This is a genomic window from Agrobacterium sp. A3-95, from assembly GCF_053521785.1.
Window position 1 is genome coordinate 82,588 of the sequence record NZ_JBNWDR010000002.1, and the last position, 21,310, is coordinate 103,897.

The 21,310-nt window shown below is 58.7% G+C and carries 15 protein-coding genes; 7 read left to right on the plus strand and 8 right to left on the minus strand.

The annotated features are described in order from the left end of the window. Nucleotide 1 precedes the first annotated feature (1 nt). The 3 genes from ACQZ5Y_RS05905 to ACQZ5Y_RS05915 all read left to right on the plus strand — a co-directional run bounded on the left by ACQZ5Y_RS05905 (nucleotide 2) and on the right by ACQZ5Y_RS05915 (nucleotide 4,838). Nucleotides 2–844 (plus strand): class I fructose-bisphosphate aldolase, encoded by an 843-nt coding sequence (locus ACQZ5Y_RS05905; protein WP_003511545.1) that lies wholly within the window; start codon nucleotides 2–4, stop codon nucleotides 842–844. After that, complete coding sequence (locus ACQZ5Y_RS05910; protein ID WP_162705257.1) at nucleotides 837–2,336, plus strand: FGGY family carbohydrate kinase; 1,500 nt, start codon at nucleotides 837–839, stop codon at nucleotides 2,334–2,336. Before ACQZ5Y_RS05905 ends, ACQZ5Y_RS05910 begins: the two co-directional genes overlap by 8 nt. Nucleotides 2,337–2,633: 297 nt before the next feature. Then, nucleotides 2,634–4,838: a methyl-accepting chemotaxis protein gene (locus ACQZ5Y_RS05915; RefSeq protein WP_076845417.1), complete on the plus strand. Its 2,205-nt coding sequence runs from the start codon at nucleotides 2,634–2,636 to the stop codon at nucleotides 4,836–4,838. Nucleotides 4,839–4,854: 16 nt separating this feature from the next. Here the strand turns inward: ACQZ5Y_RS05915 and ACQZ5Y_RS05920 are convergent, their stop codons facing one another. The 7 genes from ACQZ5Y_RS05920 to ACQZ5Y_RS05950 all read right to left on the minus strand — a co-directional run bounded on the left by ACQZ5Y_RS05920 (nucleotide 4,855) and on the right by ACQZ5Y_RS05950 (nucleotide 17,061). Further along, nucleotides 4,855–5,823, minus strand: a complete 969-nt coding sequence (locus ACQZ5Y_RS05920; protein WP_174060152.1) for a GNAT family N-acetyltransferase — start codon at nucleotides 5,821–5,823, stop codon at nucleotides 4,855–4,857. Between the two features lie 202 nt (nucleotides 5,824–6,025). Next, entirely contained in the window at nucleotides 6,026–7,174 is a 1,149-nt protein-coding gene (locus tag ACQZ5Y_RS05925) for an alpha-hydroxy acid oxidase (protein WP_065704468.1), read from the minus strand. Between the two features lie 86 nt (nucleotides 7,175–7,260). After that, nucleotides 7,261–8,883 (minus strand): ABC-F family ATP-binding cassette domain-containing protein, encoded by a 1,623-nt coding sequence (locus ACQZ5Y_RS05930; protein WP_003511539.1) that lies wholly within the window; start codon nucleotides 8,881–8,883, stop codon nucleotides 7,261–7,263. A gap of 162 nt (nucleotides 8,884–9,045) precedes the next feature. Beyond that, nucleotides 9,046–10,284 (minus strand): vWA domain-containing protein, encoded by a 1,239-nt coding sequence (locus ACQZ5Y_RS05935; RefSeq protein ID WP_038494383.1) that lies wholly within the window; start codon nucleotides 10,282–10,284, stop codon nucleotides 9,046–9,048. Nucleotides 10,285–10,441: 157 nt separating this feature from the next. Continuing rightward, complete coding sequence (locus tag ACQZ5Y_RS05940; protein ID WP_003511536.1) at nucleotides 10,442–11,320, minus strand: transglutaminase family protein; 879 nt, start codon at nucleotides 11,318–11,320, stop codon at nucleotides 10,442–10,444. Between the two features lie 4 nt (nucleotides 11,321–11,324). Beyond that, nucleotides 11,325–13,730: a circularly permuted type 2 ATP-grasp protein gene (locus ACQZ5Y_RS05945; RefSeq protein WP_003511535.1), complete on the minus strand. Its 2,406-nt coding sequence runs from the start codon at nucleotides 13,728–13,730 to the stop codon at nucleotides 11,325–11,327. A 1-nt stretch (nucleotide 13,731) separates the two neighbouring features. Beyond that, on the minus strand, nucleotides 13,732–17,061 hold the full coding sequence (locus ACQZ5Y_RS05950) for a transglutaminase family protein (protein WP_174060151.1): 3,330 nt from the start codon (nucleotides 17,059–17,061) through the stop codon (nucleotides 13,732–13,734). Nucleotides 17,062–17,132: 71 nt separating this feature from the next. Here ACQZ5Y_RS05950 and ACQZ5Y_RS05955 point away from each other — a divergent pair, with 71 nt between their 5' ends. Next, nucleotides 17,133–17,369 carry a hypothetical protein gene (locus ACQZ5Y_RS05955; RefSeq protein WP_162693136.1) on the plus strand — a complete coding sequence of 79 codons (237 nt, stop codon included), beginning with the start codon at nucleotides 17,133–17,135 and terminating at the stop codon, nucleotides 17,367–17,369. Continuing rightward, on the plus strand, nucleotides 17,354–19,162 hold the full coding sequence (locus ACQZ5Y_RS05960; protein ID WP_025595330.1) for an ABC transporter ATP-binding protein/permease: 1,809 nt from the start codon (nucleotides 17,354–17,356) through the stop codon (nucleotides 19,160–19,162). The genes ACQZ5Y_RS05955 and ACQZ5Y_RS05960 overlap by 16 nt, the downstream gene beginning before the upstream one ends. A 38-nt stretch (nucleotides 19,163–19,200) precedes the next feature. Here the strand turns inward: ACQZ5Y_RS05960 and ACQZ5Y_RS05965 are convergent, their stop codons facing one another. Then, nucleotides 19,201–19,395, minus strand: a complete 195-nt coding sequence (locus ACQZ5Y_RS05965; RefSeq protein ID WP_013761913.1) for a hypothetical protein — start codon at nucleotides 19,393–19,395, stop codon at nucleotides 19,201–19,203. Between the two features lie 172 nt (nucleotides 19,396–19,567). Here ACQZ5Y_RS05965 and ACQZ5Y_RS05970 point away from each other — a divergent pair, with 172 nt between their 5' ends. Together ACQZ5Y_RS05970 and ACQZ5Y_RS05975 are read left to right on the plus strand one after the other, a co-directional pair. After that, the gene (locus ACQZ5Y_RS05970; RefSeq protein WP_003511527.1) at nucleotides 19,568–19,957 is read left to right on the plus strand and encodes an acyl-CoA thioesterase; all 390 of its coding nucleotides are present in this window, start codon (nucleotides 19,568–19,570) and stop codon (nucleotides 19,955–19,957) included. Nucleotides 19,958–20,122: 165 nt separating this feature from the next. Then, entirely contained in the window at nucleotides 20,123–21,310 is a 1,188-nt protein-coding gene (locus tag ACQZ5Y_RS05975; RefSeq protein WP_336510364.1) for a carboxylate--amine ligase, read from the plus strand.

Sequence of the window (21,310 nt, forward strand, 5' to 3'; positions counted from 1 at the left end):
GATGCGGATTTCGAAAAAGGCGCGTATGAACCGGCTGTTCCGCAATGGTGGATGCTTGGACGTTGCCATTGATCACGGGGTTTGCAACGAGCCGAGCTTCCTCGTCGGGCTGGAGGATATGGCTCAAACTGTGGACAGGCTGGTCGAAGCAGCTCCCGATGCCATCCAGATGACCTACGGACAGGCGGACCTGTTGCAGCAAAGACCGCAGCGCGACAAGCCGGCGCTCGTCATGCGTATCGACATGGGCAACCCCTATAATTCAACGCGCCACAGAACCATGTGGTCGCAGCTCCAGAACTATCACGATCCGATCATCGGCGCGCTGGAGATGGACGCCGCCTGCGTCGTCGTGAACCTGTTCATGTTGCCGGACGAGCCGGAACTGTTTCGCCAATGCGTCGAGAATATCAGCCGCGTGCGCGCCGATTGCCATCGTTACGGCATGCCGCTGATGATCGAACCGCTGGTGATGTTGCCCAATGACGTGCGCGGCGGTTACCAGGTGGATGGCGATGCTGAAAAGATCGTCACCCTGGTGCGTCTTGCTTCGGAAATGGGAGCCGATATCATCAAGGCCGATCCCACCAGCAATCCGCTGGATTTTCACAAGGTCATCGAGGCAGCGCGGTGCCCGGTTCTGGTGCGGGGCGGGGGGCGTGAGGACTTGCGCAACGTGCTGGCGAAATCAGCGGCACTGGTGGCCGAAGGTGCGAACGGGATGGTCTATGGACGCAATATCTACCAGCATGACAACCCCAAGGCCGTCGTTGCGGCCTTGATGGCTATCATCCATCAGGGTGCGGGCAGCGAAGAAGCATGGGACATCTATAATCGTGGCTGATAAAAATCATATATTGGGTCTGGATGTCGGCAACACGGTTATCAAGGCGGTGCTGTTCGACACGGCCGGCCGGCAGGTCGCGCAACACGCCATCGACGGCCATTCGACATTTCCGCAGCCCGGTTACGTCGAGCGCGATCTGGAGGAGTTGTGGCGCAACGGATGCGAGGCGATCCGCCAGCTTCTGGCAAAATCGTCCGTCGATCCCCGGAGCATCCTTGCCGTCGGTTGCGCTGGCCACGGCAACGGTCTCTACCTGCTGGACAAGGATCAGCAGCCCCTGATCGGTATCCAGTCGCTTGACAGCCGAGCCGCCGATGTGGCGGTAGAGCTTGACCGGAAAAGCGGCGCGCAACTACAGAACCGTTGTCTGCAACGGCCTTGGCCCGCGCAAACGCCTACCCTGCTGGCCTGGGTGAAAAGGCATGCGCCCGATACATATGCCCAGATCGGAACGGTGCTGTTCTGCAAGGATTTCCTGAACTTCCGCCTGACCGGTTGTCTTGCCAATGATATTTCCGATCTCAGTGGTGCGGGGTTGCTTGCCTTCCCCGAAGCGAAGCTCGACCGGGAACTCCTGTCGCTCTACGGGCTTGAGGATGCCGTCGCCTTTTTTCCGCGCCTCGTAGAATCGGCGGATATCGTCGGCCATGTGACAGCTGAGGCTTCGGCTCTGACGGGGCTTTCCGAGGGCTCACCCGTTATCGGTGGTTTTTTCGATGTCGTCTCCAGCGCCATGGGGTCGGGCGTCATCAACGCCGGGGAGGCTTCTATCATCGCCGGCACCTGGAGCATTAATCAGGTTTTCGCGGATAAACCGGTCATCAGCCCCGATGTCTTCATGGTCACGACCTTTGGACGTGGCCGCTATGTCAATATCGAGTCCAGCGCCACCTCTGCGGCCAATCTTGAATGGTACGTGCACCGTGTTCGCGGTGACCATGGTGACCATGCCTTCGAGCGCTGCAACGATCTGGTCGGTTCCGTTTCGCAACGCGCCGACGATCCGTTCTTCCACCCGTTCATCTTCGGCTCGCGACTGGGCGCGGAATTTCGGGGCGGGTTTAATGGTCTGGCGGGATGGCATGGCGAAGGCCACATGCTGAGAGCCCTGTTCGAGGGTGTGTGTTTCGAACACCGCCGCCATATCGGCGTTCTCAGGGAAGCGGGGCTGCCGGTCGACAGTGCCGTCATGTCCGGCGGCGGTTCCCGCAGCCAGCATTGGCCGCAGATCATGGCGGACGTTCTTGAAATCCCGCTGCGTGTCGCGGAGGCCCGCGAGACCGGCGCGCTTGGTGCGGCCATCGGCGCGGCCGTGGCGGTCGGTCTCTATCCCGGCTATGAAGCGGCGGTCGCAGCGATGACCCGCGTGGCCAGTGCCTACCGGCCGGATGCGGGGCAACTCCCGCATTATAGGCGGCGCTACGGCCTCTACACACAATTGACCGACCAGTTGCGCGGCTTCTGGAGTGATCTGCGTTTGCAGGACTAAAGGCTCCCGGTTTTCCTGATCAGCGGCACGCAATGATGCGTGCCGCATGAGCTTGCTCGTAGCTTGCAATATATGCTGGCGTTTCGGAAGGTTCGGATATCGCGTAATATTTTGTTTGTACTGTAATATTACGGTTTTATAATTTATTTCTGTTTTCTTAATTGCGCTAAAAATATGAATTAAAGTAATTTTTAAGCATAGTTTTCTAATATTATCGTCTGGTCTGGTTGCTGACATTTTGGGCTTGCGCGCAGCGACCTCAGCCGTCGCGGCCGGGATTTTTTGTGGGGATGTGACATGCTGTTTAAATCGACAACGGGCCGTAATATCTTCGCAGTCGCCGCATGCGGCGTCGTTGCAACGATCGCGGCTTCGGCCGTGCTGTTTTATCGGTCCTTTGAGGATACAAGGGCCAACAGTATGGAGCGTATGCAGCAGATCGCGCAAGCCGAAGCCTTGACGACCGAGAAAAATATCGGCGGCATGATTCACATCGTCAATAGCCTCGGCTCGGTTCTGGAATCGATGAAGCAGTCGGGCGATGCCGATCGGAGCAAGGCCGATCAGCTTATCCGGCACATGCTGGCGAACAATCCCGATTTGCTTGGTCTCTGGACCGGATGGGAGCCCAATGCCTTCGATGGCAAGGATGCGGACTTCGTCAACAAGGAGGGATATGATGCGACTGGTCGTTATGTACCCTATTGGGTGCGGAGCGGAGGCAAAATAAGCAACACCGCATTGACGGATTATACCACCGCGGGTCCAGGCGATTATTATCAGTTGCCCTTCACATTGAAGAAAACAGTCGTCATCGAACCCTATTCTTACGCAATCGATGGCAAGGAGGTTCTGATTACCTCGGTCGCGAAACCTGTCATCGTCGACGGTAAAACTCTGGGCGTCGCTGGCCTCGATCTGTCGCTGGAGGAAACGAACAAGGCGTTGTCAGCCGTCCGGCCGATGGGAACGGGCTTCATGAGCCTTGTGAGTGGCGGCGGCAAGATCATCAGCCATCCCGATGCGACGATAATGGGTAAGAACCTCGCAGATGGCGGCGCACAAACCGCAGGCTGGGATAAACTGATCGCCAATCCCGGAAAAGAGCTGGAAATGACGGCACAGGACGGCACGGTTTCCCTTGCCGTCGCCTTGCCGGTCATGCTCACGGGCGACATGAAATGGTACGCAATCGTCTCGGTTCCGGAAGACACGGTCTTTGCGCAGCTGCATGCAATGATGCGTGACGCCGTCCTGACGATCGTAACGGCGGCGGTGCTGCTGGCGATGGCCGGCTGGTTTATTGCACGGCGGTTCATCAACCGCATCACGAATGTCATCGATGAGACCGCCCAGATCGCTCGGGGAAATCTCCAGCTGACATTGAAGGATATCGAGACCAGGGACGAGATCGGCGATCTTGCCCGCTCGCTTGACGTTTTGCGCGAAAACAATCGTGAAAAAGCCTTGCTGGAGCAGGAAGCGGAAGCCAACCGAACTCTTGGCGAACAGGAGCGGGTGGCCCGCGAACACAAGGCGGCCGATGAGGCGAGCGGCATCCGTTTCGCAGTTGACAGTCTGGCTCAGGCGTTGGCCAGGCTCGCAGATGGCGACGTGTCCTGTCGTATCAACGATCCCTTTGTCGAGCGGTTCGATGCCGTGCGTAACGATTTTAACGGTTCTGCCGGGAAGTTGCAGAACGCGCTTCTGCGGGTATCGGATAATGCCGCCGGTATTGATGCCGGCGCTAATGAAATCAAGGCAGCCTCCGATGATCTGGCAAGGCGGACGGAACAGCAGGCTGCTGCCGTGGAGGAAACCGCCGCAGCTCTTGAAGAGATCACAATAACCGTGAAAGATGCCGCGAACCGTGCGCATGAGGCGGGCCGTCTGGTTTCCCGCACGCGCATCGGTGCGGAACGATCGGGCGAAGTCGTGCGTCAGGCCGTGATCGCGATGGAGCGGATCGAAAAATCCTCGAACGAGATTTCCAGTATCATCGGTGTGATCGACGAGATTGCATTCCAGACCAACTTGCTAGCGCTCAATGCCGGCGTGGAAGCCGCGCGAGCCGGCGAGGCGGGTAAGGGTTTTGCCGTGGTGGCGCAGGAGGTGCGCGAACTTGCGCAGCGTTCTGCCGGCGCGGCGAAGGAAATCAAGTCGCTGATCACAAAATCGAACCAGCAGGTCGAAGAGGGTGTGCATCTTGTCGGCGACACCGGCAAGGCACTCGACGCGATTGTCGCCGAAGTGCAGGAGATCAACCAGCACGTCGCCGCGATCGTCGAATCCGCGCAAGAGCAGTCGTCCGGCCTTCAGCAGATCAATACCGCCGTGAACCAGATGGATCAGGACACGCAGAAAAATGCCGCGATGGTGGAAGAAATGACCGCCGCAAGCCACAATCTTGCAGGCGAGGTCGATGCGCTGAACCGGTTGCTCGGCCAGTTCGAGCTGGGTTCAGGCGCACTTGCTCATCGGGGGGCTCTCAAGGCGGCTTGATCGGCCGCCACGGGGTTTAGTTCGCTTCACGTCCAGCGCCGCCAACCACAGGAAGCGGCCTGACAAAGCGCTGTTCCAGAACCTCGCTTCCCCACTGGCTGCCGGGACGTTCTTCTACACACGTAAAACCCTGGGCCTCGTAAAGATGCCGTGCCGCCAAAAGTCCGTTGAAAGTCCATAGATGGGTTTCGGCGAACGCTTTTTCGTCCGTGAACGCAAGGGCGGTTGCCAATAGCCTTCGCCCGACGCCGCCGCCACGCACGCCATCATCGACGATGAACCAGCGCAGATGCGCGGTTCCCGGTCCCAGATCTTCACCGTCGATTGCGATGGAGCCGATGACATCGTCTCCACGCATTGCCACCCAGATCGCATTTTGCGGGCTTTTGAGGCGGTTGCAAAAGGAGGCGAGACCTTCGGCAACAACGGATTCGAAGCGCTGGCCGAAGCCTGATGTCCGGCCATAATAAAGCGCATGCATTTGCGTGATACGGGCAATAAGGCCGGGCCTGTAGCCCCTGACGATTTCGATCGGGGAAGCCGCGGCGTCGGCCCGGTCCCCCAGCGCGTCGGCATAAAGGCGAAGCCCGTCAAAGATTTTTTGGCCATCCGCAGGCGCGAGCCGCGACAGTGCGTTTGATACCTGTCGGTTGGCAAAAGTGTGGATGGCTTCGACCCGCTTCTGTCCTCGCCCGGCGAGGCGCAACCGCTTGATACGACTATCCTCTTCGTCCGTTTCTTCCAGAACATCGCCCGAAAGAACCAGTTTGCGAAGCATGCGGCTGATGCTCGACTTTTCAAGCCGAAGCATCTTTCCCAGATCGCGTGCGGTAATGCGTGGGCATGCCTCGATCTCGATCAGGGCGTGCACGGCGGAGGGCGGCAGATCGGTGCCGGCAAAGTCTCCACCCATGAAGCCGAGTTCGCGCACGAGCCGACGCGAGGTGGAGCGGATATCGTTTATGGGAAAGGGTCTTTCGGACATGCCAAAATCCATTATGGTTGCATCATGCAACCATAATCATATTCGATCGGTCTTGCCAAGGTCACCACTGCGCAGCGCCGATAGCGTGAAAACCTCTCGAAACCGCTGTGGTGGTTTCAAAGGGGTCATTCGGTACGGGTGATTATCCGACTATATTGTCGATAAGCTCGACAGGCCTCGATTTTCTCGCGCTGACACCGCTCTAGTTACGAAACCGCAGGTTCCGGCGTGTCAGTTGGTCGACGGTGGTGCAGCCCATCAGCTTCATGCCGCGCTCGATTTCGATGCGCATCAGCTCGAGCGCCCGCTCGACACCCGGCTGTCCGGCGGCGGCAAGCGGGAAAAGGTAATAGCGGCCAAGCCCGACGGCCTTCGCCCCCAGAGACAGGGCTTTGAGGACGTGCGTTCCGCGCTGAACCCCGCCATCCATCATGACATCGATACGGTCACCGACTGCGTCGACAATCTCGGCCAGTTGGTCGAAGGCGCTACGCGAACCATCGAGCTGGCGACCGCCGTGATTGGAAAGCACGATGCCGCTGCAACCGATATCGACGGCGCGTCTGGCGTCCTCCACGGACATGACACCCTTCAGACAAAAAGGGCCGCCCCATTCACGCACCATCTGTGCGACGTCGTCCCACGTCATGGATGGGTCGAGCATTTCGGTGAAATAGCGACTGATGGAGAGCGCGCCGCCGTCCATTTTGATGTGGCCGTCGAGCTGGGGCAGGCTGAAGCGCTCATGCGTCAGATAATTGATCCCCCAGGCCGGCTTGATGGCGAATTGCGCAATGCCGGAAAGATTGAGCTTGAACGGAATGGCAAAACCGGTGCGCTTGTCGCGCTCACGGTTCCCACCCGTGATGCTGTCCACCGTCAGCATCATCGTCTGCACACCCGCAGTCTTGGCGCGCGCCATCATATCGCGGTTGAGACCACGGTCCTTGTGGAAATAAAACTGATAGACCTGTGGGCCGCCGCTGATCCGGCGCGCTTCCTCGAGGCTGGTGGTGCCGAGTGAAGAAACGCCGAACATCGTGCCGAATTTTCCGGCTGCGGCCGCAACCGCCCGCTCCCCCTGATGGTGGAAGAGACGCTGAAGCGCCGTCGGGGAACAATAGACCGGCATCGCCAGCTTCTGCCCCATGACGGTGACAGACATGTCCACATCGGCCACGCCCCGCAGCACGTCGGGAACGAGATCGCAATTCTCGAAGGCGGCCGTGTTTCTCCGGTACGTCACCTCATCGTCGGCAGCACCGTCGATGTAGTTGAAGATCGGTCCGGGAAGACGCTGTTTTGCCATTCGGCGAAAATCGTGGAAATTGTAGCAGTCTTTAAGTTGCATTTGTTAGTCCACCGATCCGCTCTGCAAACGTTAAAAGATGAAACCTGTCCCGGGAATTCTGCGTCTCATACGTCCGTCAAGCTGCCTCAGCTGCGCAGGCCCGGCGCTTCCTGTCCGGTGCTTTCGACATATTCCGTATATCCGCCGCCAAATTGGTGGATACCGTCAGGCGTCAGTTCCAGCACCCGGTTGGAAAGGGCGGCCAGGAAATGGCGGTCATGTGAAACGAAAAGCATCGTGCCTTCATATTCCGACAGGGCCTTGATCAGCATTTCCTTGGTGTCGAGGTCGAGATGGTTCGTCGGCTCGTCCAGCACGAGGAAATTCGGCGGGTCGAACAGCATGGCAGCCATGACCAGACGGGCCTTCTCACCGCCGGACAAAACGCGGCAGCGCTTCTCCACATCGTCACCGGAAAACCCGAAGCAGCCGGCAAGGGCGCGCAGCGGTGCCTGCCCGGCTTTCGGGAAACGTTCCTCCAGCCATTCCAGAATGGTGCTGTCGCCGTCCAGAACATCCATGGCGTGCTGGGCGAAATAACCGAGCTTGACGCTGGCGCCGAGAGTGACATTGCCGGAATCCGGCGTGGTCGTGCCAGTCACGAGTTTCAGCAAGGTGGATTTTCCGGCACCATTGACACCCATGATGCACCAGCGTTCCTTGCGCCGCACCATGAAGTCAAGTTCGCCATAGATCGTGCGGCTGCCATAGGCCTTGTTCACTTTCTTCAGCGCGACGACATCCTCGCCGGATCTCGGCGCCGGCGCAAATTCGAAAGCGACCGTCTGGCGCCGCTTGGGCGGCTCGACGCGGTCAATCTTTTCGAGTTTCTTGACGCGGCTCTGCACCTGTGAGGCATGCGAGGCACGCGCCTTGAAGCGCTCGATGAACTTGATTTCCTTGGCGAGCATCGCCTGCTGGCGTTCGAACTGCGCCTGCTGCTGCTTTTCGTTCTGCGCACGCTGCTGTTCGTAAAAGCCGTAGTCGCCGGAATAGGTGGTGAGGTTGCCAGCGTCAATTTCGATGATCTTGGTAACGATGCGGTTCATGAATTCGCGGTCGTGCGAGGTCATCAAAAGCGCGCCGTCGTAGTTCTTCAGAAAATCTTCGAGCCAGATCAGGCTTTCGAGATCGAGATGGTTCGATGGTTCGTCGAGCAGCATCACGTCCGGGCGCATCAGAAGGATGCGGGCGAGCGCTACGCGCATCTTCCAGCCGCCGGAAAGTTTGGCGACATCGCCATCCATCATTTCCTGACTGAAGCTCAACCCGTCCAGAACCTCGCGCGCGCGGCCCTCCAGCGCGTAGCCGTCCAGTTCTTCATACCGCGCCTGCACTTCGCCGTAACGCTCGATGATGGCATCCATTTCGTCCATCCGGTCGGGATCGGACATGGCGGCTTCCAGCTGCCGGAGTTCGGCCGCGACTTCGCTGACCGGGCCGGCGCCTTCCATGACTTCGGCCACGGCGGAACGGCCAGACATTTCGCCGACGTCCTGGTTGAAATAACCGACTGTCATGCCCTTTTCGACGACGACCTGTCCCTCGTCGGGCTGTTCCTCGCCGGTCATCATTCGGAACAGTGTGGTCTTGCCAGAACCGTTGGGGCCGACAAGGCCGATCTTCTCGCCGCGATTGAGCGCAGCGGAGGCCTCGATGTAGAGAATGCGGTGACTGTTCGACTTGCTGATATTTTCGATGCGGATCATGACAGGGGCCTGTGAATGGGAGCGGCTCTCCTATGCCATGTGTCGCCGGCGCTGTCACCTGCCGCGCACGCCGTGCCAGCCATGCAACCCGGCAAGGTCGCCCCGGGAACATCGCTCCCCGGAAGCGGGGTCGTTTCCGGGGGATGCTGGCTTGATTTTCCGTTAATTGGTCAGCGTTGCCAAACTGCCGGCAGCCTTGCGGGCAATTTCCCCGAAGGCGGTAACGATCTGCTCCATGTTTTCAGGCGCGTAATAATTGTCGAGACTGGACGCACAATGTTGCAGCAGCGACTTGCCCTTGTCCGGCGCCATGAACGCGACGCTGAAAATCTTGATACCGTCTTTCTTGGCCGTATCGCAGGTATTGCGCACAGTCTGGTCGATGCTGGAACTCCAGGAGGAGCTGTTCCCCGTCATTTCGCCATCCGTCATGAGAACGATGTATCGCTCGAAGGATTCGCTTTTCTTGTCCTTGTGTTCTTTCGCTTCAACGGTATTCGCTTTTTTAAGGGCGTTGTATGCGGCATTCAGACTGCTGCGGGCATCCGTACCGCCAGACGGAAACTCCGGGATCTGTTTGTCGACATAGGTGGCAACGCTGCTAGTACCCCAGGTGATAGGCTGGGCCGCGTAGGTCTCATGCGTATAGACCGAGGCTCCTGTTCGAACCAGTTCGGAACCGCCGTTGGCGGTATAAGTGGGATCGGCCTTGTTCAACGTCGCGACGAGATAGCCGACCGCGGTTTTTAGCGAAGTAGCCTTGTTGACGTAGCAGGGCGATGTATTTTTGAGATTGGGATAACTCCCCCAGTTATCGACCGTGTAGTTCTGGCAAGACGTTTTCTTGGTGTTGAGCGTATCGGTCTTGAAGGACATCGAACCCGAGCGGTCGAGCACCAGATACATGGAGATCGGCGCGCCCTTGTTGACAGTGCTTACCGCGGTGCCTGTCGCGGCAAGGTCGAGTGTTTTCGCCCCGAAGAACCCAAAGAGCGGATTAAGCTGCATCTGGTAGTTTATCGTGGTCTGGATGGTGTAGGTCTTGCCGCGCGCATCGTCCGTTGTGCCAATATTGACTGGAGAGTTTTTCTCGAGCGCCTTCTTCTCCTCCTCGGTCAGGGTCTTTTCCATCTGGCTGGCGATGAAGGCCTTGGCGATTTCCTTGATTTGTTCGTCCGTCAGAGCGCCTTCTTTCAAGCGGGCCTCGGTCGCCGCCGCGAGAGCCGCCGAATCCGCCGTGTTCTGCAGGTCCGCTTTCACCTGCATCACATTCGCCAGCTCCATGCCGGCTCCGGCAAAACCAAGCAGCACCGGCAGCAATATTGCCGTCATCATGCCAAAATTGCCGCCCGTATCGGCAAGGAAACGGCGCGTCATTTTTTGATATGCGGAGGAGATCATAACGGGCTCACTAATTAGAACATTAGACTGAGCGCAGGAAACCCGCAAACGATGTAGAATCCACTAATGTAGACGGTTAAATTTTATACGTCGTTCAAATTGGTGCAGTTTTTCAAGTATTAATTCGAGTATGCTCATAATAACACGTAATGTATCATTACTGGACGGGAATGACGTCGACGGCCTGTTTGATCTGCTGGTTGCCGTAGCTCTTCAATACGCCGATCACCGGCGCGACATCGGAATAGTCCCGGCCATAGCCAACGACGATATGGTCGCTGCCGGCAACGATATCGTTTGTGGGGTCGAGCTCCAGATAACCGGCGGCCTCACCGCACCATACGCGAACCCAGGCATGCATCGCATCGGCACCTTCCAGACGTTCCTTGCCCGGCGGGGGGATGGTGCGCAGGAAGCCGCTGACGTAACCGGCGGGAATGCCGAGGCTGCGCAGCGCCATGATCATGATATGCGAAAAGTCTTGGCATACGCCGCGTTTCAGCTTGAAGGCTTCCGACGGTGTCGTATCGACAGTCGTCGCTTCACCGTCATAGGTGAAGTCCTTGTGTATGCGTTTGCACATCGAGAGTGCGATTTCGCGAATGGTCATTCCGGGCTTCAGCAATTCCCGCGCATAGGCCGATATCGCCGTATCCGTCCCCAGTCTCGGGCTGGCGCCGATGAAGTGATGCGGTGACTGGAAGTCAACCGACCAGACGTCGGCAAGGTCTTGCGGCAGGCGTGAAAGCTCGGGTGAAAAATCTGCCGTCAGCGCAGGTGCCTCCACCATCACACGCGCCTGCATGCGGATATCCAGCTTTTCGTGCGGCGCGCGCAGATGCACTGAGGTGGCCGATTGATGAAAGAAATCTTCAAAGACCGCCCGTTCTTCCGGCACCGGCGAAACATCTATGGTGCCGGCGATGAAGCGCTGACGGCCCGGGATCGACAGGGGCAGCACGCGGATGATGTGACGCGCGCCATGGGCCGGCGTGTCGTAGGTGTAACCCATATGCAGGGAAAGGTCATAAAGCATCGGGTTATCCGAGATATGTCTGGGCCAGAACATCGGAGAGATGTTCCATGTCCGTTTCGAGCTGGCGGTAGATCGCGCCGTTCATGTTTTCCGGCGTCATGACGGCAAGGCCGGAATGCAGCCGCATTGCCTCGCGGTAAAAGGGCGACATCTGGCCGTTCGTAAAGGCGTTCGGCAGCTGCTCCACCTCGGTACGAATCTCGTTCAGCTGAAACAGGATGGACCGTGGGTTGAGCGGATCGAGCGCCAGAAGATCGGTGACGGTCAGACCCGCCGTGCTGACATTGTAGCGGCGGCGATGGGTCATGACGCTATCACCGATTTCGAGCAGCATGTCATAGGATCCATCTGGCGCATCCGGTCCGGTCATGTGGCCGAGAAGCCTTGTCATATGCAGGCCACGTTCGAGATAGCGGCCGATCGACAGGAAACGCCAGCCGGTGAAACGATACATGTTTTCGTGCACGAGACCGGCGAAGCCTGCAAGTTTGCGAAGGAGGATCGTCATGGCATGGGTCGCGTCGTCGCCCGGCGAAACCTTTGCGTGGAACCGACGGGCAGTCTTGGCAAGGTCATTCAGCGCAAGCCATCCGTCCGGCGAAAAACGGTCTCGGATGTTGCTGGCGGAATAAAGCGCGCTGTTGATGTTGTTCAGCAGGCTTTCCGGCACGGCATCGTTCATTTCCACATCCAGCGCTTCGAGATAACGCGTCACATGCGCAAGCAAGGGCTGACGTGGGTCGGCGGATTCGGCATAACGTCCGTGCCAGGCGCGCAAGATGCGCAATGCGCCTTCCGAACGTTCGATATAGCGGCCGAGCCAGAAGAGATTGTCCGCCGCACGGCTCGGCAGGCTGCCCGGCATATTTCGGGTGAAGCTTTCTTCCGCCGGTAAAAGCGTAGTGCGTTCCACCGGCTTGTCGCTGACGATCCAGACATCCGCGGCACTGCCGCCTGATTGCATGGCGATGGCCGATACATCGTTGCTGCTGCCGATCCGCGCAAAGCCGCCCGGCATGATCTGCCAGCCATCCTGGGTGCGGGCGGCAAAAACGCGAAGGCTCATCGGGCGCGGCACGAGCTTGTTGTCGATATAGGCCGGCGTGGTGGAAAGCGTCACCACCTCTTGGCCGACAAGCCTGTGGCCATCGGAAGCGAGCCAGTCGCTGATCGATTCCTTCGCCGTTTCACGCAAGGACGAGCCGAGCACGGACTGACCGTTGTCTTCGAAGAAGGGCAGCCGGGAATAGGCCGGGCCGATGACCATGCCCTCGATATTGCCGGCAACGTGGCGGCGCTCGGATTCCTGTCCGCACCACCAGGTCGCGATGGACGGCAGTTTCAGGTCTTCGCCAAGCAGGTGGCGACAGACGCGCGGCATGAAGGACAGCAGGGCCCGTGTTTCGAGAATGCCGGTGCCGAGCGCGTTGACGATTGTCAGTGCTTCATTGCGCAGCGCCTGGACCATGCCGGGCGTGCCGATGTGGGATTGCTGGTTCAGTTCCAGCGGATCGGAATAGGAGGCATCGAGGCGCCGCCAAAGCACGCCGATCGGTTTCAGTCCGGCCACGGTCCTTACCATCACGCGGCCGTTGACCACGGTCAGATCCTCACCCTCTAGCAGCATGAAGCCGAGATAGCGGGCGATATAGGCGTGTTCGAAATAGGTTTCGTTGGCGGGGCCGGGCGTCAGCACCGCGATGCGGTCATCCGGATGTTTTCTGTGCGACTGCAAGGTGTCGCGGAAAGCGCCGAAAAATGAAGCGAGACGGTGAACATGGGTTTCGGCATAGATGTCGGAAAGCGCGCGCGTGGTCGCCACCCGGTTTTCCAGCGCAAACCCTGCGCCGGAAGGCGCCTGTGTCCTGTCGGCCAGTACCCACCAGTTGCCATCAGGTCCGCGTCCAATCTCGAACGAGCAGAAATGCAGATAATGGCCGCTTGCCGGTTTTACGCCGACCATCGGCCGCAGATATTCCGGATTGGAGGCGATCAGTGCCGGCGGTACGTAACCTTCCTTCACCAGCCGGTTTTCGCCGTAAAAATCGGCGACCATGGCTTCCAGAAGATTGGCGCGCTGTTTAAGCCCTTCGGAAAGAACCGTCCATTCCTTGTCGTCGATCAGCACCGGGATATGGGAGATCGGCCAGTTTCTTTCGCTGCTGCCCTTGCTGTAATCGCGGTAAAACACGCCCGCATCGCGCAGATAGCGGTCGGTGCGGGCAAAGCGCTCATGCAGTTCGCGTTCCGACATGCGCGACAGGGCACCGAGCAGGGTTTTCCAGACCGGTCTGACCTTGCCGTTGGTATCGAGCATCTCATCGGCCACGCCGGGCAAGGTGGAGTAGTCAAGCCCGCGCGATTGCGCGCTCGTTTCCGTCTTGCGTTCCGTGGCCGGGGCTTTGGACAATTTATACTCCGTATGGCCGGCGCAGATCGAGCGTCAGCGGAAATTCTGGCGACACGGTTTCCGCCATCAACGGATATTGCCCGGCCGTATGTCCCCATGGTTCGAAACGGGCAAGGCGGCGTGCCTCGGCCTCGTTGCCGTTGACGGGAAAGGTCTCGTAATTGCGACCGCCCGGATGAGCAACATGGTAGATGCATCCGCCGATCGATCGTCCCGACCATGTATCATAAATGTCAAAGGTCAAGGGCGAATTGACCGGCAGAACGGGATGCAGGCCGGAAGAGGGCTGCCACGCCTTGAAACGAACACCGGCCACCGCAACGCTTCGGTTTTCCGTCGGAGTTAGCGGAACGGCGCGACCGTTGCACGCCACGGTATAGCGCGCAGGGTTGGAGGTTTCGAGGCGGACCTGCATACGCTCGACGGAGCTGTCGACAAAACGCACGGTTCCCCCGATGGCACCCTGTTCGCCCATAACATGCCAGGGCTCCAGAGCCTGGCGCAATTCCAGCTTCGCGCCTTCGTATTCCACCTCACCGAAGAAGGGGAAACGGAACTCCTGCTGGGCTGTGAACCATTCCGGCTTCAGGTCGAAGCCATTTTCCCTCAGGTCTCCGAGCACGTCCATAAAGTCCGCCCAGATGTAGTGCGGCAGCATGAATCGGTCTGCAAGTGCCGTGCCCCAGCGCACGAATTTGCCGGCGGCGGGGTTTTTCCAGAAACGGGCGATGAGGGCGCGCACCAGCAATTGCTGGGCGAGCGACATGCGGGCATTCGGCGGCATTTCGAAGCCGCGGAACTCCACAAGGCCAAGGCGGCCGGTCGGCCCATCCGGAGAAAACAGCTTGTCAATGCAGATTTCGGCGCGGTGGGTGTTGCCCGTCACATCCGTCAGGAGGTTGCGGAACAGGCGGTCGACCAGCCATGGCAGCGGCGGCGCACCCTGGCCAGGGGCAGGCACCTGCGCCAGCGCGATCTCCAGTTCGTAAAGACTGTCGTGGCGGGCTTCGTCGATGCGGGGCGCCTGACTCGTCGGTCCGATGAACAGGCCGGAGAACAGGTAGGAAAGCGACGGGTGCCGCTGCCAGTGCAAGACAAGGCTTTTCAGAAGGTCGGGACGGCGCAGGAAAGGGCTGTCATTCGGGTTGGCCCCGCCCACGACCACATGGTTGCCACCACCGGTGCCGGTGTGACGACCATCGATCATGAATTTGTCAGCGCCCAGACGCGTCTGTCGCGCCTCTTCATAGACCGCCGTGGTGATGTCGACACAATCCTTCCAGCTTGCGGCCGGGTGGATGTTGACCTCGATGACGCCGGGATCGGGCGCGACACGGATGACATTGATACGCTCGTCATGCGGTGGAGCATAACCTTCGATATGGACGGGCAGCCCGAGCTCGGCCGCTGCCGCTTCTGCCGCTGCGACCAGTTCCAGATAATCCTCGATGCGTTCGACAGGCGGCATGAAGACGCAGAGCCGTCCATCGCGCGGTTCCACCGACATGGCTGTGCGCACCGCGCCGCCGATTTCACCAAGCGTCTGCTCGATGCGTTCCTGGCCGGATGCCTCATCCGCATGGAAAGACGCTTCCGGCATGGTGCGTCCGGAGGGCTGGAATTTCGCGGGAAGCGGCCCTCGCGGGATCCAAGGGTCAGCTTCATGGATATAAGGATAAGCGGATGGCGGCACATGGGGCAGGGTGCCAAGCGGCAGGCGGTAGCCTACCGGGCTATCACCCGGAACGAGGAAAATCTTGCCGCGCCGTGTTTTCCATTTCTCGCTGACCCAGCGTTTGTCTGTGGTGGGCTTGGCGTTCCACGCCTGCACCGGAAGAATATAACCCGTCGGTGTCGTCAGCCCGCGTTCGAACACGCGGGCAAGGCGATTGCGTTCTTCCGGGTCTTTCAGTTTCGAGTTGGACGGATCGACATTTTCGGGAAGACTACCTTCCTTGATGATCCATTCGGCCGGATCCTCATAGGCCGGAAGCACAAGATCCGGCTCCACACCGAGATGAGTGGCGATACCGCTCAGTAGCTTTTGCGCGTCGTCGGCCGCAACACCGGTATTTGCGCCTTCTTCGGCAATCAGCGCAGGGTTCTGCCAGATCGGCAGACCGTCCTTTCGCCAGTAGAGCGAAAATGTCCAACGCGGCAGGCTTTCGCCCGGATACCATTTTCCCTGCCCGTAGTGCAGGAAGCCGCCGGGCGCGAAACGTTCGCGCAGGCGGCGGATCAACACGTCCGCTTTTTCGCGTTTCGTCGGTCCAACCGCGCCGGTATTCCATTCCTCGGATTCGAAATCGTCGATGGAAACGAAGGTCGGCTCGCCGCCCATGGTCAGCCTGACGTCATGGGCGTTCAGAACCTGATCGACCTTTTCGCCGAGTGCATTGAGGCTCTCCCAGCTCTCATCGGAGAAGGGTTTGGTGATGCGCGGGGTCTCGGCAACGCGCCGAACCTGCATGTCGAAAGCGAATTCCGTATTGGCCTCGCCGAAATAACCGCCGGAAATCGGTGCGGCATTGCGGAAATGCGGCGTTGCCGCCAGCGGAATATGGCTCTCGCCGGTCAAAAGCCCCGAAGTGGGGTCGAGACCGACCCAGCCGGCGCCCGGCATATAGACCTCGGCCCAGGCATGCAGATCGGTGAAATCGACCTCTGTCCCTGACGGGCCATCCAATGCCTTGAGATCCGGTGTCAGCTGAATGAGGTATCCCGACACGAAACGTGCGGCAAGGCCAAGATGTCTCAAGATCTGGACGAACAGCCAGCTGGTGTCGCGGCATGAACCCTTGCCGGAAGCCAGCGTTTCTTCCGGCGTCTGAACACCCGGCTCCATGCGGATGACGTAACCGATTTCCTGCTGCAGACGGGCGTTGAGGCCGACGACCATATCCACCGTTGGCTGTCCGGGTGTGTGGTCCACGGTGGCCATGAAGGCGGAAAGCAGGGGGCCGGTCGGTTCCGGTTTCATGTAGATGGACAGATCTTCCCGCAGCTCTTGCGGATAATCGAACGGCCACTTGGTCGCCTCTTCCTCAACGAAGAAATCGAACGGATTGTAAACCGTCATATCGGCGACAAGATCGACCTCGATCTTGAATTCCGTCGCCGGCTCGGGAAAAACGAAACGGGCGAGATAATTGCCGTATGGGTCCTGTTGAAGGTTCACGAAATGATTTGACGGCGAAACCTTGAGAGAATGGCTGATAACATGGGTTCTGGAGTGCGAGGCGGGCTTCAATCTTATGATTTGCGGTCCAAGGCGAACCGGATTGTCGTATTTATAATGCGTCAGATGATAGATGCTCGCTTTGATCGCCATTAATCTGCCTTGCCCGGTTTTCCGGTTTATGCGGTTTGTCCGCCCCTCTGAAATTATTTGGATTTTGTGCAATGCAGGAAAAGAAAGCAAGGATCATTTCCGGAGGCAACCGCATTGTTGGCGGAGGCGCCGATGTTTGCCGGCGCGAAGAATTGCCGCGGCTTTTTAATTGTCTCCCTGAGGATTTCTCCGCGGTTGTGGACAAGGTCGAACGGCGTGTTATTGCTGGGCATCGCAAGGTGCAGGATCGCAAACCGCTTTCTTTGCCGACTGACGTTTCGGAATGGAATGAATGGCAACAACGGTGACCGACGATCAGCGCAAGAGTGCGGCGAACCTTTCGGGCTTCGATCTCGATTTTCGTTCGCAACTGCGCATGATGGGCAATGCCTTCTGGACGTCGCCGGTTCGCAACCGGCTGATATTGCTGTCGATTGCCCTGCTCACGGTGATATTGCTCACCGCTTACGGGCAGATCAGGCTCAATGAGTGGAACGCGCCGTTTTACAATGCGCTGGAGCGGCGCGATCTTGACGCCTTCCTCCACCAGCTCGAAGTCTTCGCGATCATTGCCGGGCTGTTGTTGCTTCTTAATGTCATTCAGACTTGGCTTAACCAGATGACGGCGCTGAACATGCGCGAGGGTCTTGCCAAGGATATGGTGGACCAGTGGCTGAAACCGGGGCGCGCCGCCCGCCTTGCCGGTTTCGGCACGATTGCGATCAATCCGGACCAGCGTTTGCACGACGATGTCCGCAACCTTGCGGAAAGCAGCACGGCGCTTTCCATCGGCCTTGTGAATGCGACGATCCTGCTCATCAGCTTCATCGGCGTTCTGTGGACATTGTCGGCAGGCTTTTCCATCACGATCAACGGCGATCCGGTTGCGATTCCCGGATACATGGTCTGGGCGGCGATCCTTTATGCGGGCTCGGCGTCCCTGCTCAGCAACCTTGTCGGCTATCGTCTGGTCGGCCTGAATGCTGAACGTTATTCAAAAGAGGCCGAACTACGCTTTTCCCTGATGCGGGCCAGCGAAAATCTGGCGGCGATTGCGCTTGCGCGTGGTGAAAAAAACGAGCGGCGGCGGATCGGCGTCGATATCGATGCCGTGCTCGGCGTAATCCGCGGGCTCGCTTTAGCAATGACGCATCTGACCTGGGTGTCGTCGGGCTACGGCTGGTTGGCGGTTGTGGCGCCCATTCTTATCGCAGCACCAGTTTATTTTTCCGGCAACCTCACCTTCGGCGGGCTGATGATGGCCGTCGGCGCCTTCAACCAGGTCAATACCGCACTTCGCTGGTATATCGACAATTTCGGGCCGATTGCCAGCTGGAAGGCGACGTTGCAGCGTGTTTCTGTGTTCCGCAACGCTCTGATCCAGATGGACAGCGTTGAACAGCACGGCCTCGCAATCGATCTTCAACGGAGTGCCGACAACGAAAAAATCCGCCTTCGGTCGGTGACTATCTGCCGTGATGCGGGCGGGCAGGATCTGGAGCGTGGTTTCCGGCTGCGTGAGGCCGAGGTTGAAATCGGGCGGGGTGATCGTCTGATGATCAATGGCGAACAGGGCGTGAACCGGCGGCTGCTGTTTGCCGCCATGGCCGGCCTGTGGCCATGGGGGCAGGGCAGGATCGAAATGCCCGAACAGTCCGACACGCTTTTCATTGCCCAGCACGGCTATTTGCCAACAGGTACGCTGCGCGAAATTCTGGCCTATCCGCGCGCGCCCCAGCGGTTTGCGGAGGCAGACTATGTCGCGGCGCTGACCGCTTGCGGTCTCGGTGAAATGGCGCCCCGGCTTGATGAACACATTCGCTGGGACAAGAAGCTGGATTCGGATGAACAGGCCAGCATCAGGATCGCCAATGCCCTGTTGTTGAAGCCGAAATTCATCGTCATCGACGATTTGCTGGAAGGGCTGGAAAAACAGACACAGGATACGCTGGCGGAGGTTTTGAATGGGATCGACGGCGTAGCGATTATCTATATCGGCAGATCAGAGACATTTTTGTCGGTTCTTACCCCGGCTTTGGCCCATCTGGACCATGCCCCCATGAAGGAAAATACCGTAAAGCCGGATATCGCTCCAAAATAAGCCGCCGGGTTATGCTGCTGTTGACATTATCGTGCGGATCAAAGCCGCAAATGCCATTTTTCGAGGTCCAGCCGTTGCTGTTTGGCAAGGCTTATGGTGCCGTCCGGCTCCATCTGCGAGCGCAGAACAAAGGTGCCGGTCGCCAGGCTGATGGCAATGACGCTGGCAACCGCGAGAATGATACGGTCGTAGCGCTGCTGTATCTTATTGTTTCCACTCCAGTCATAGGCCATTCGCACGCCCTCGCGGTTTTTTGGAATCGTGCCGCATCATGGTTAACCGAAGCTTACGATGGCTTCGTGATTCCTTGCTGTTTTGGAAGGGCTGCCGCGAAAAATCGGCTATTGGCTGAGGGGGCGCGGTTGTTTAAATCCGGCGGCGGGAGGTTCTTGAAAGGAATTTGATATGGAACAGCAACCGCCCGCCGATATGGAACTCACGCTCAGAACGCTTGCCATGCCGGCTGACGCCAATCCGGCCGGCGACATTTTCGGCGGTTGGGTGATGTCGCAGATGGACCTTGCCGCCTTCGTCCGCGCCAATGATGTGGCAGGCGGGCGTACCGTCACAGTGGCGGTTCATGAAATCGTCTTCAAGAAACCGGTCAAGATCGGCGATACATTGTGTGTCTATACCAGGATCGAAAAGGTTGGGCGCACCTCCGTCACGCTCAAGATCGAGGCCTGGACCCGCAGGCACTATCAGGATTCCCGGGAAAAGGTTACGGAGGCCGTCTTCATCATGGTAGCGGTGGATGACAAAGGCGAGCCGCGCCCTGTGCGCAAAGAGGCGTAAGGCGCTTGCCTTCGAAGCAAACTTCCAACCGTTCGCAGGCAGCCGAAAGAGCATGAGGCTCTTCGGCTCCGCCAATTCGATCTCCGAACGCGCAATACTTTAGAAATATCCAATTTATTTATCAATTTTTGCGATCAAGGTATGGAATAGGGCGGGGATCAGGCTGTGACCATTCCAGGTGTTGTTATTGTTGGTGGCGCTCACGGCACGCTTGCCCTTGCCCGCAGCCTTGGCGCCCTTGATGTGCCCGTGCACTATATCACCCATGATTCACCGCTGCCGGGCTGGTCGCGTTTCGTGAAGAACACGATCCGCTGGTCCGGTCCTCATGATGCAGGGGCGATGGCGTTTTTACGCGATATGGCAGAGAAGCATCATCTGAAAGGGTGTCTTCTGGTGCCATCAGGGGATGGCGAGGTTCAGCTCGTTTCACAACATCGCGATGAGCTTTCCGCCCTTTACAAAATCGTCCTGCCTGATTGGTCCTCCCTTCAATGGTTGTGCGAGAAACCGCTGCTCTACAAACGCGCGGCGGAACTCGGTGTCAGCTTCCCCAGGACCTATGCCATGGTCTCGTCCGATGACGCCGATGCGCTGGACGTGACGTTTCCCGTTATCCTGAAGCCGAATATGGGCGGCGGCGATACCGCGATTTCCCGGGCGAAGGTTATCCGCGCCGATGACAGGCAGGCGCTGAAAGCCGCTTTTGCCGCTGCGAGCGGCGAGATCGGCGCGGGCAATGTCGTCGTGCAGGAGCTCATTCCCGGCGGGGGAGAAAGCCAGTTTTCCTATGCGGCGCTCTGGCGCGATGGCGAGCCTGTTGCAGAATTCACCGCCCGGCGCCTGCGTCAGTATCCCGTCGATTTTGGTTACACCAGCACCTGTGTCGAGGTTGTCGACAACCCTCAAGCGATCGATGCGGCAAGGAAAATATTGAAATCGGCCGGTCACAGCGGGTTGGTCGAGGTGGAGTTCAAGCGGGATGGCAGGGATGGATCGCTGAAACTTCTCGATGTCAATCCGCGCCCATGGTCGTGGTTTGGCCTGTGTTCAGCGGCCGGCATCGATCTCGGCGCGCTGCTGTGGCAGGTTGCCAACGACATGCCGACCGGCCAGATGCTCGATGCGCGGCAAGGTGTGTCATGGTCCTATCTTGTCCGTGATGCCATTGCCGCATTGACGTTAAATCGACGGGGACAGGCGGGAATTGGGGACTATGTCGCCTCTCTGCGCACAATCCGCAGCTGGGCGGCATTTGCGGCGAACGATCCTTTGCCGGGCCTTATCGACCTGCCGCTCACGGTCTGGAGAGTCATCAAAAAACGGGTTCTGCCCGGTTTGAAGTTGCGGTAA

What these genes read in the sequence shown, in the direction of transcription:
- ACQZ5Y_RS05905 (WP_003511545.1), top strand. Translation starts at nt 2, where the DNA reads ATGCGGATTTCGAAAAAGGCGCGTATGAACCGGCTGTTCCGCAATGGT.
- ACQZ5Y_RS05915 (WP_076845417.1), top strand. Translation starts at nt 2,634, where the DNA reads ATGCTGTTTAAATCGACAACGGGCCGTAATATCTTCGCAGTCGCCGCA.
- ACQZ5Y_RS05920 (WP_174060152.1), bottom strand. Translation starts at nt 5,823, where the DNA reads ATGTCCGAAAGACCCTTTCCCATAAACGATATCCGCTCCACCTCGCGT.
- ACQZ5Y_RS05925 (WP_065704468.1), bottom strand. Translation starts at nt 7,174, where the DNA reads ATGCAACTTAAAGACTGCTACAATTTCCACGATTTTCGCCGAATGGCA.
- ACQZ5Y_RS05930 (WP_003511539.1), bottom strand. Translation starts at nt 8,883, where the DNA reads ATGATCCGCATCGAAAATATCAGCAAGTCGAACAGTCACCGCATTCTC.
- ACQZ5Y_RS05935 (WP_038494383.1), bottom strand. Translation starts at nt 10,284, where the DNA reads ATGATCTCCTCCGCATATCAAAAAATGACGCGCCGTTTCCTTGCCGAT.
- ACQZ5Y_RS05940 (WP_003511536.1), bottom strand. Translation starts at nt 11,320, where the DNA reads ATGCTTTATGACCTTTCCCTGCATATGGGTTACACCTACGACACGCCG.
- ACQZ5Y_RS05950 (WP_174060151.1), bottom strand. Translation starts at nt 17,061, where the DNA reads ATGGCGATCAAAGCGAGCATCTATCATCTGACGCATTATAAATACGAC.
- ACQZ5Y_RS05955 (WP_162693136.1), top strand. Translation starts at nt 17,133, where the DNA reads ATGCAGGAAAAGAAAGCAAGGATCATTTCCGGAGGCAACCGCATTGTT.
- ACQZ5Y_RS05960 (WP_025595330.1), top strand. Translation starts at nt 17,354, where the DNA reads ATGGCAACAACGGTGACCGACGATCAGCGCAAGAGTGCGGCGAACCTT.
- ACQZ5Y_RS05965 (WP_013761913.1), bottom strand. Translation starts at nt 19,395, where the DNA reads ATGGCCTATGACTGGAGTGGAAACAATAAGATACAGCAGCGCTACGAC.
- ACQZ5Y_RS05970 (WP_003511527.1), top strand. Translation starts at nt 19,568, where the DNA reads ATGGAACAGCAACCGCCCGCCGATATGGAACTCACGCTCAGAACGCTT.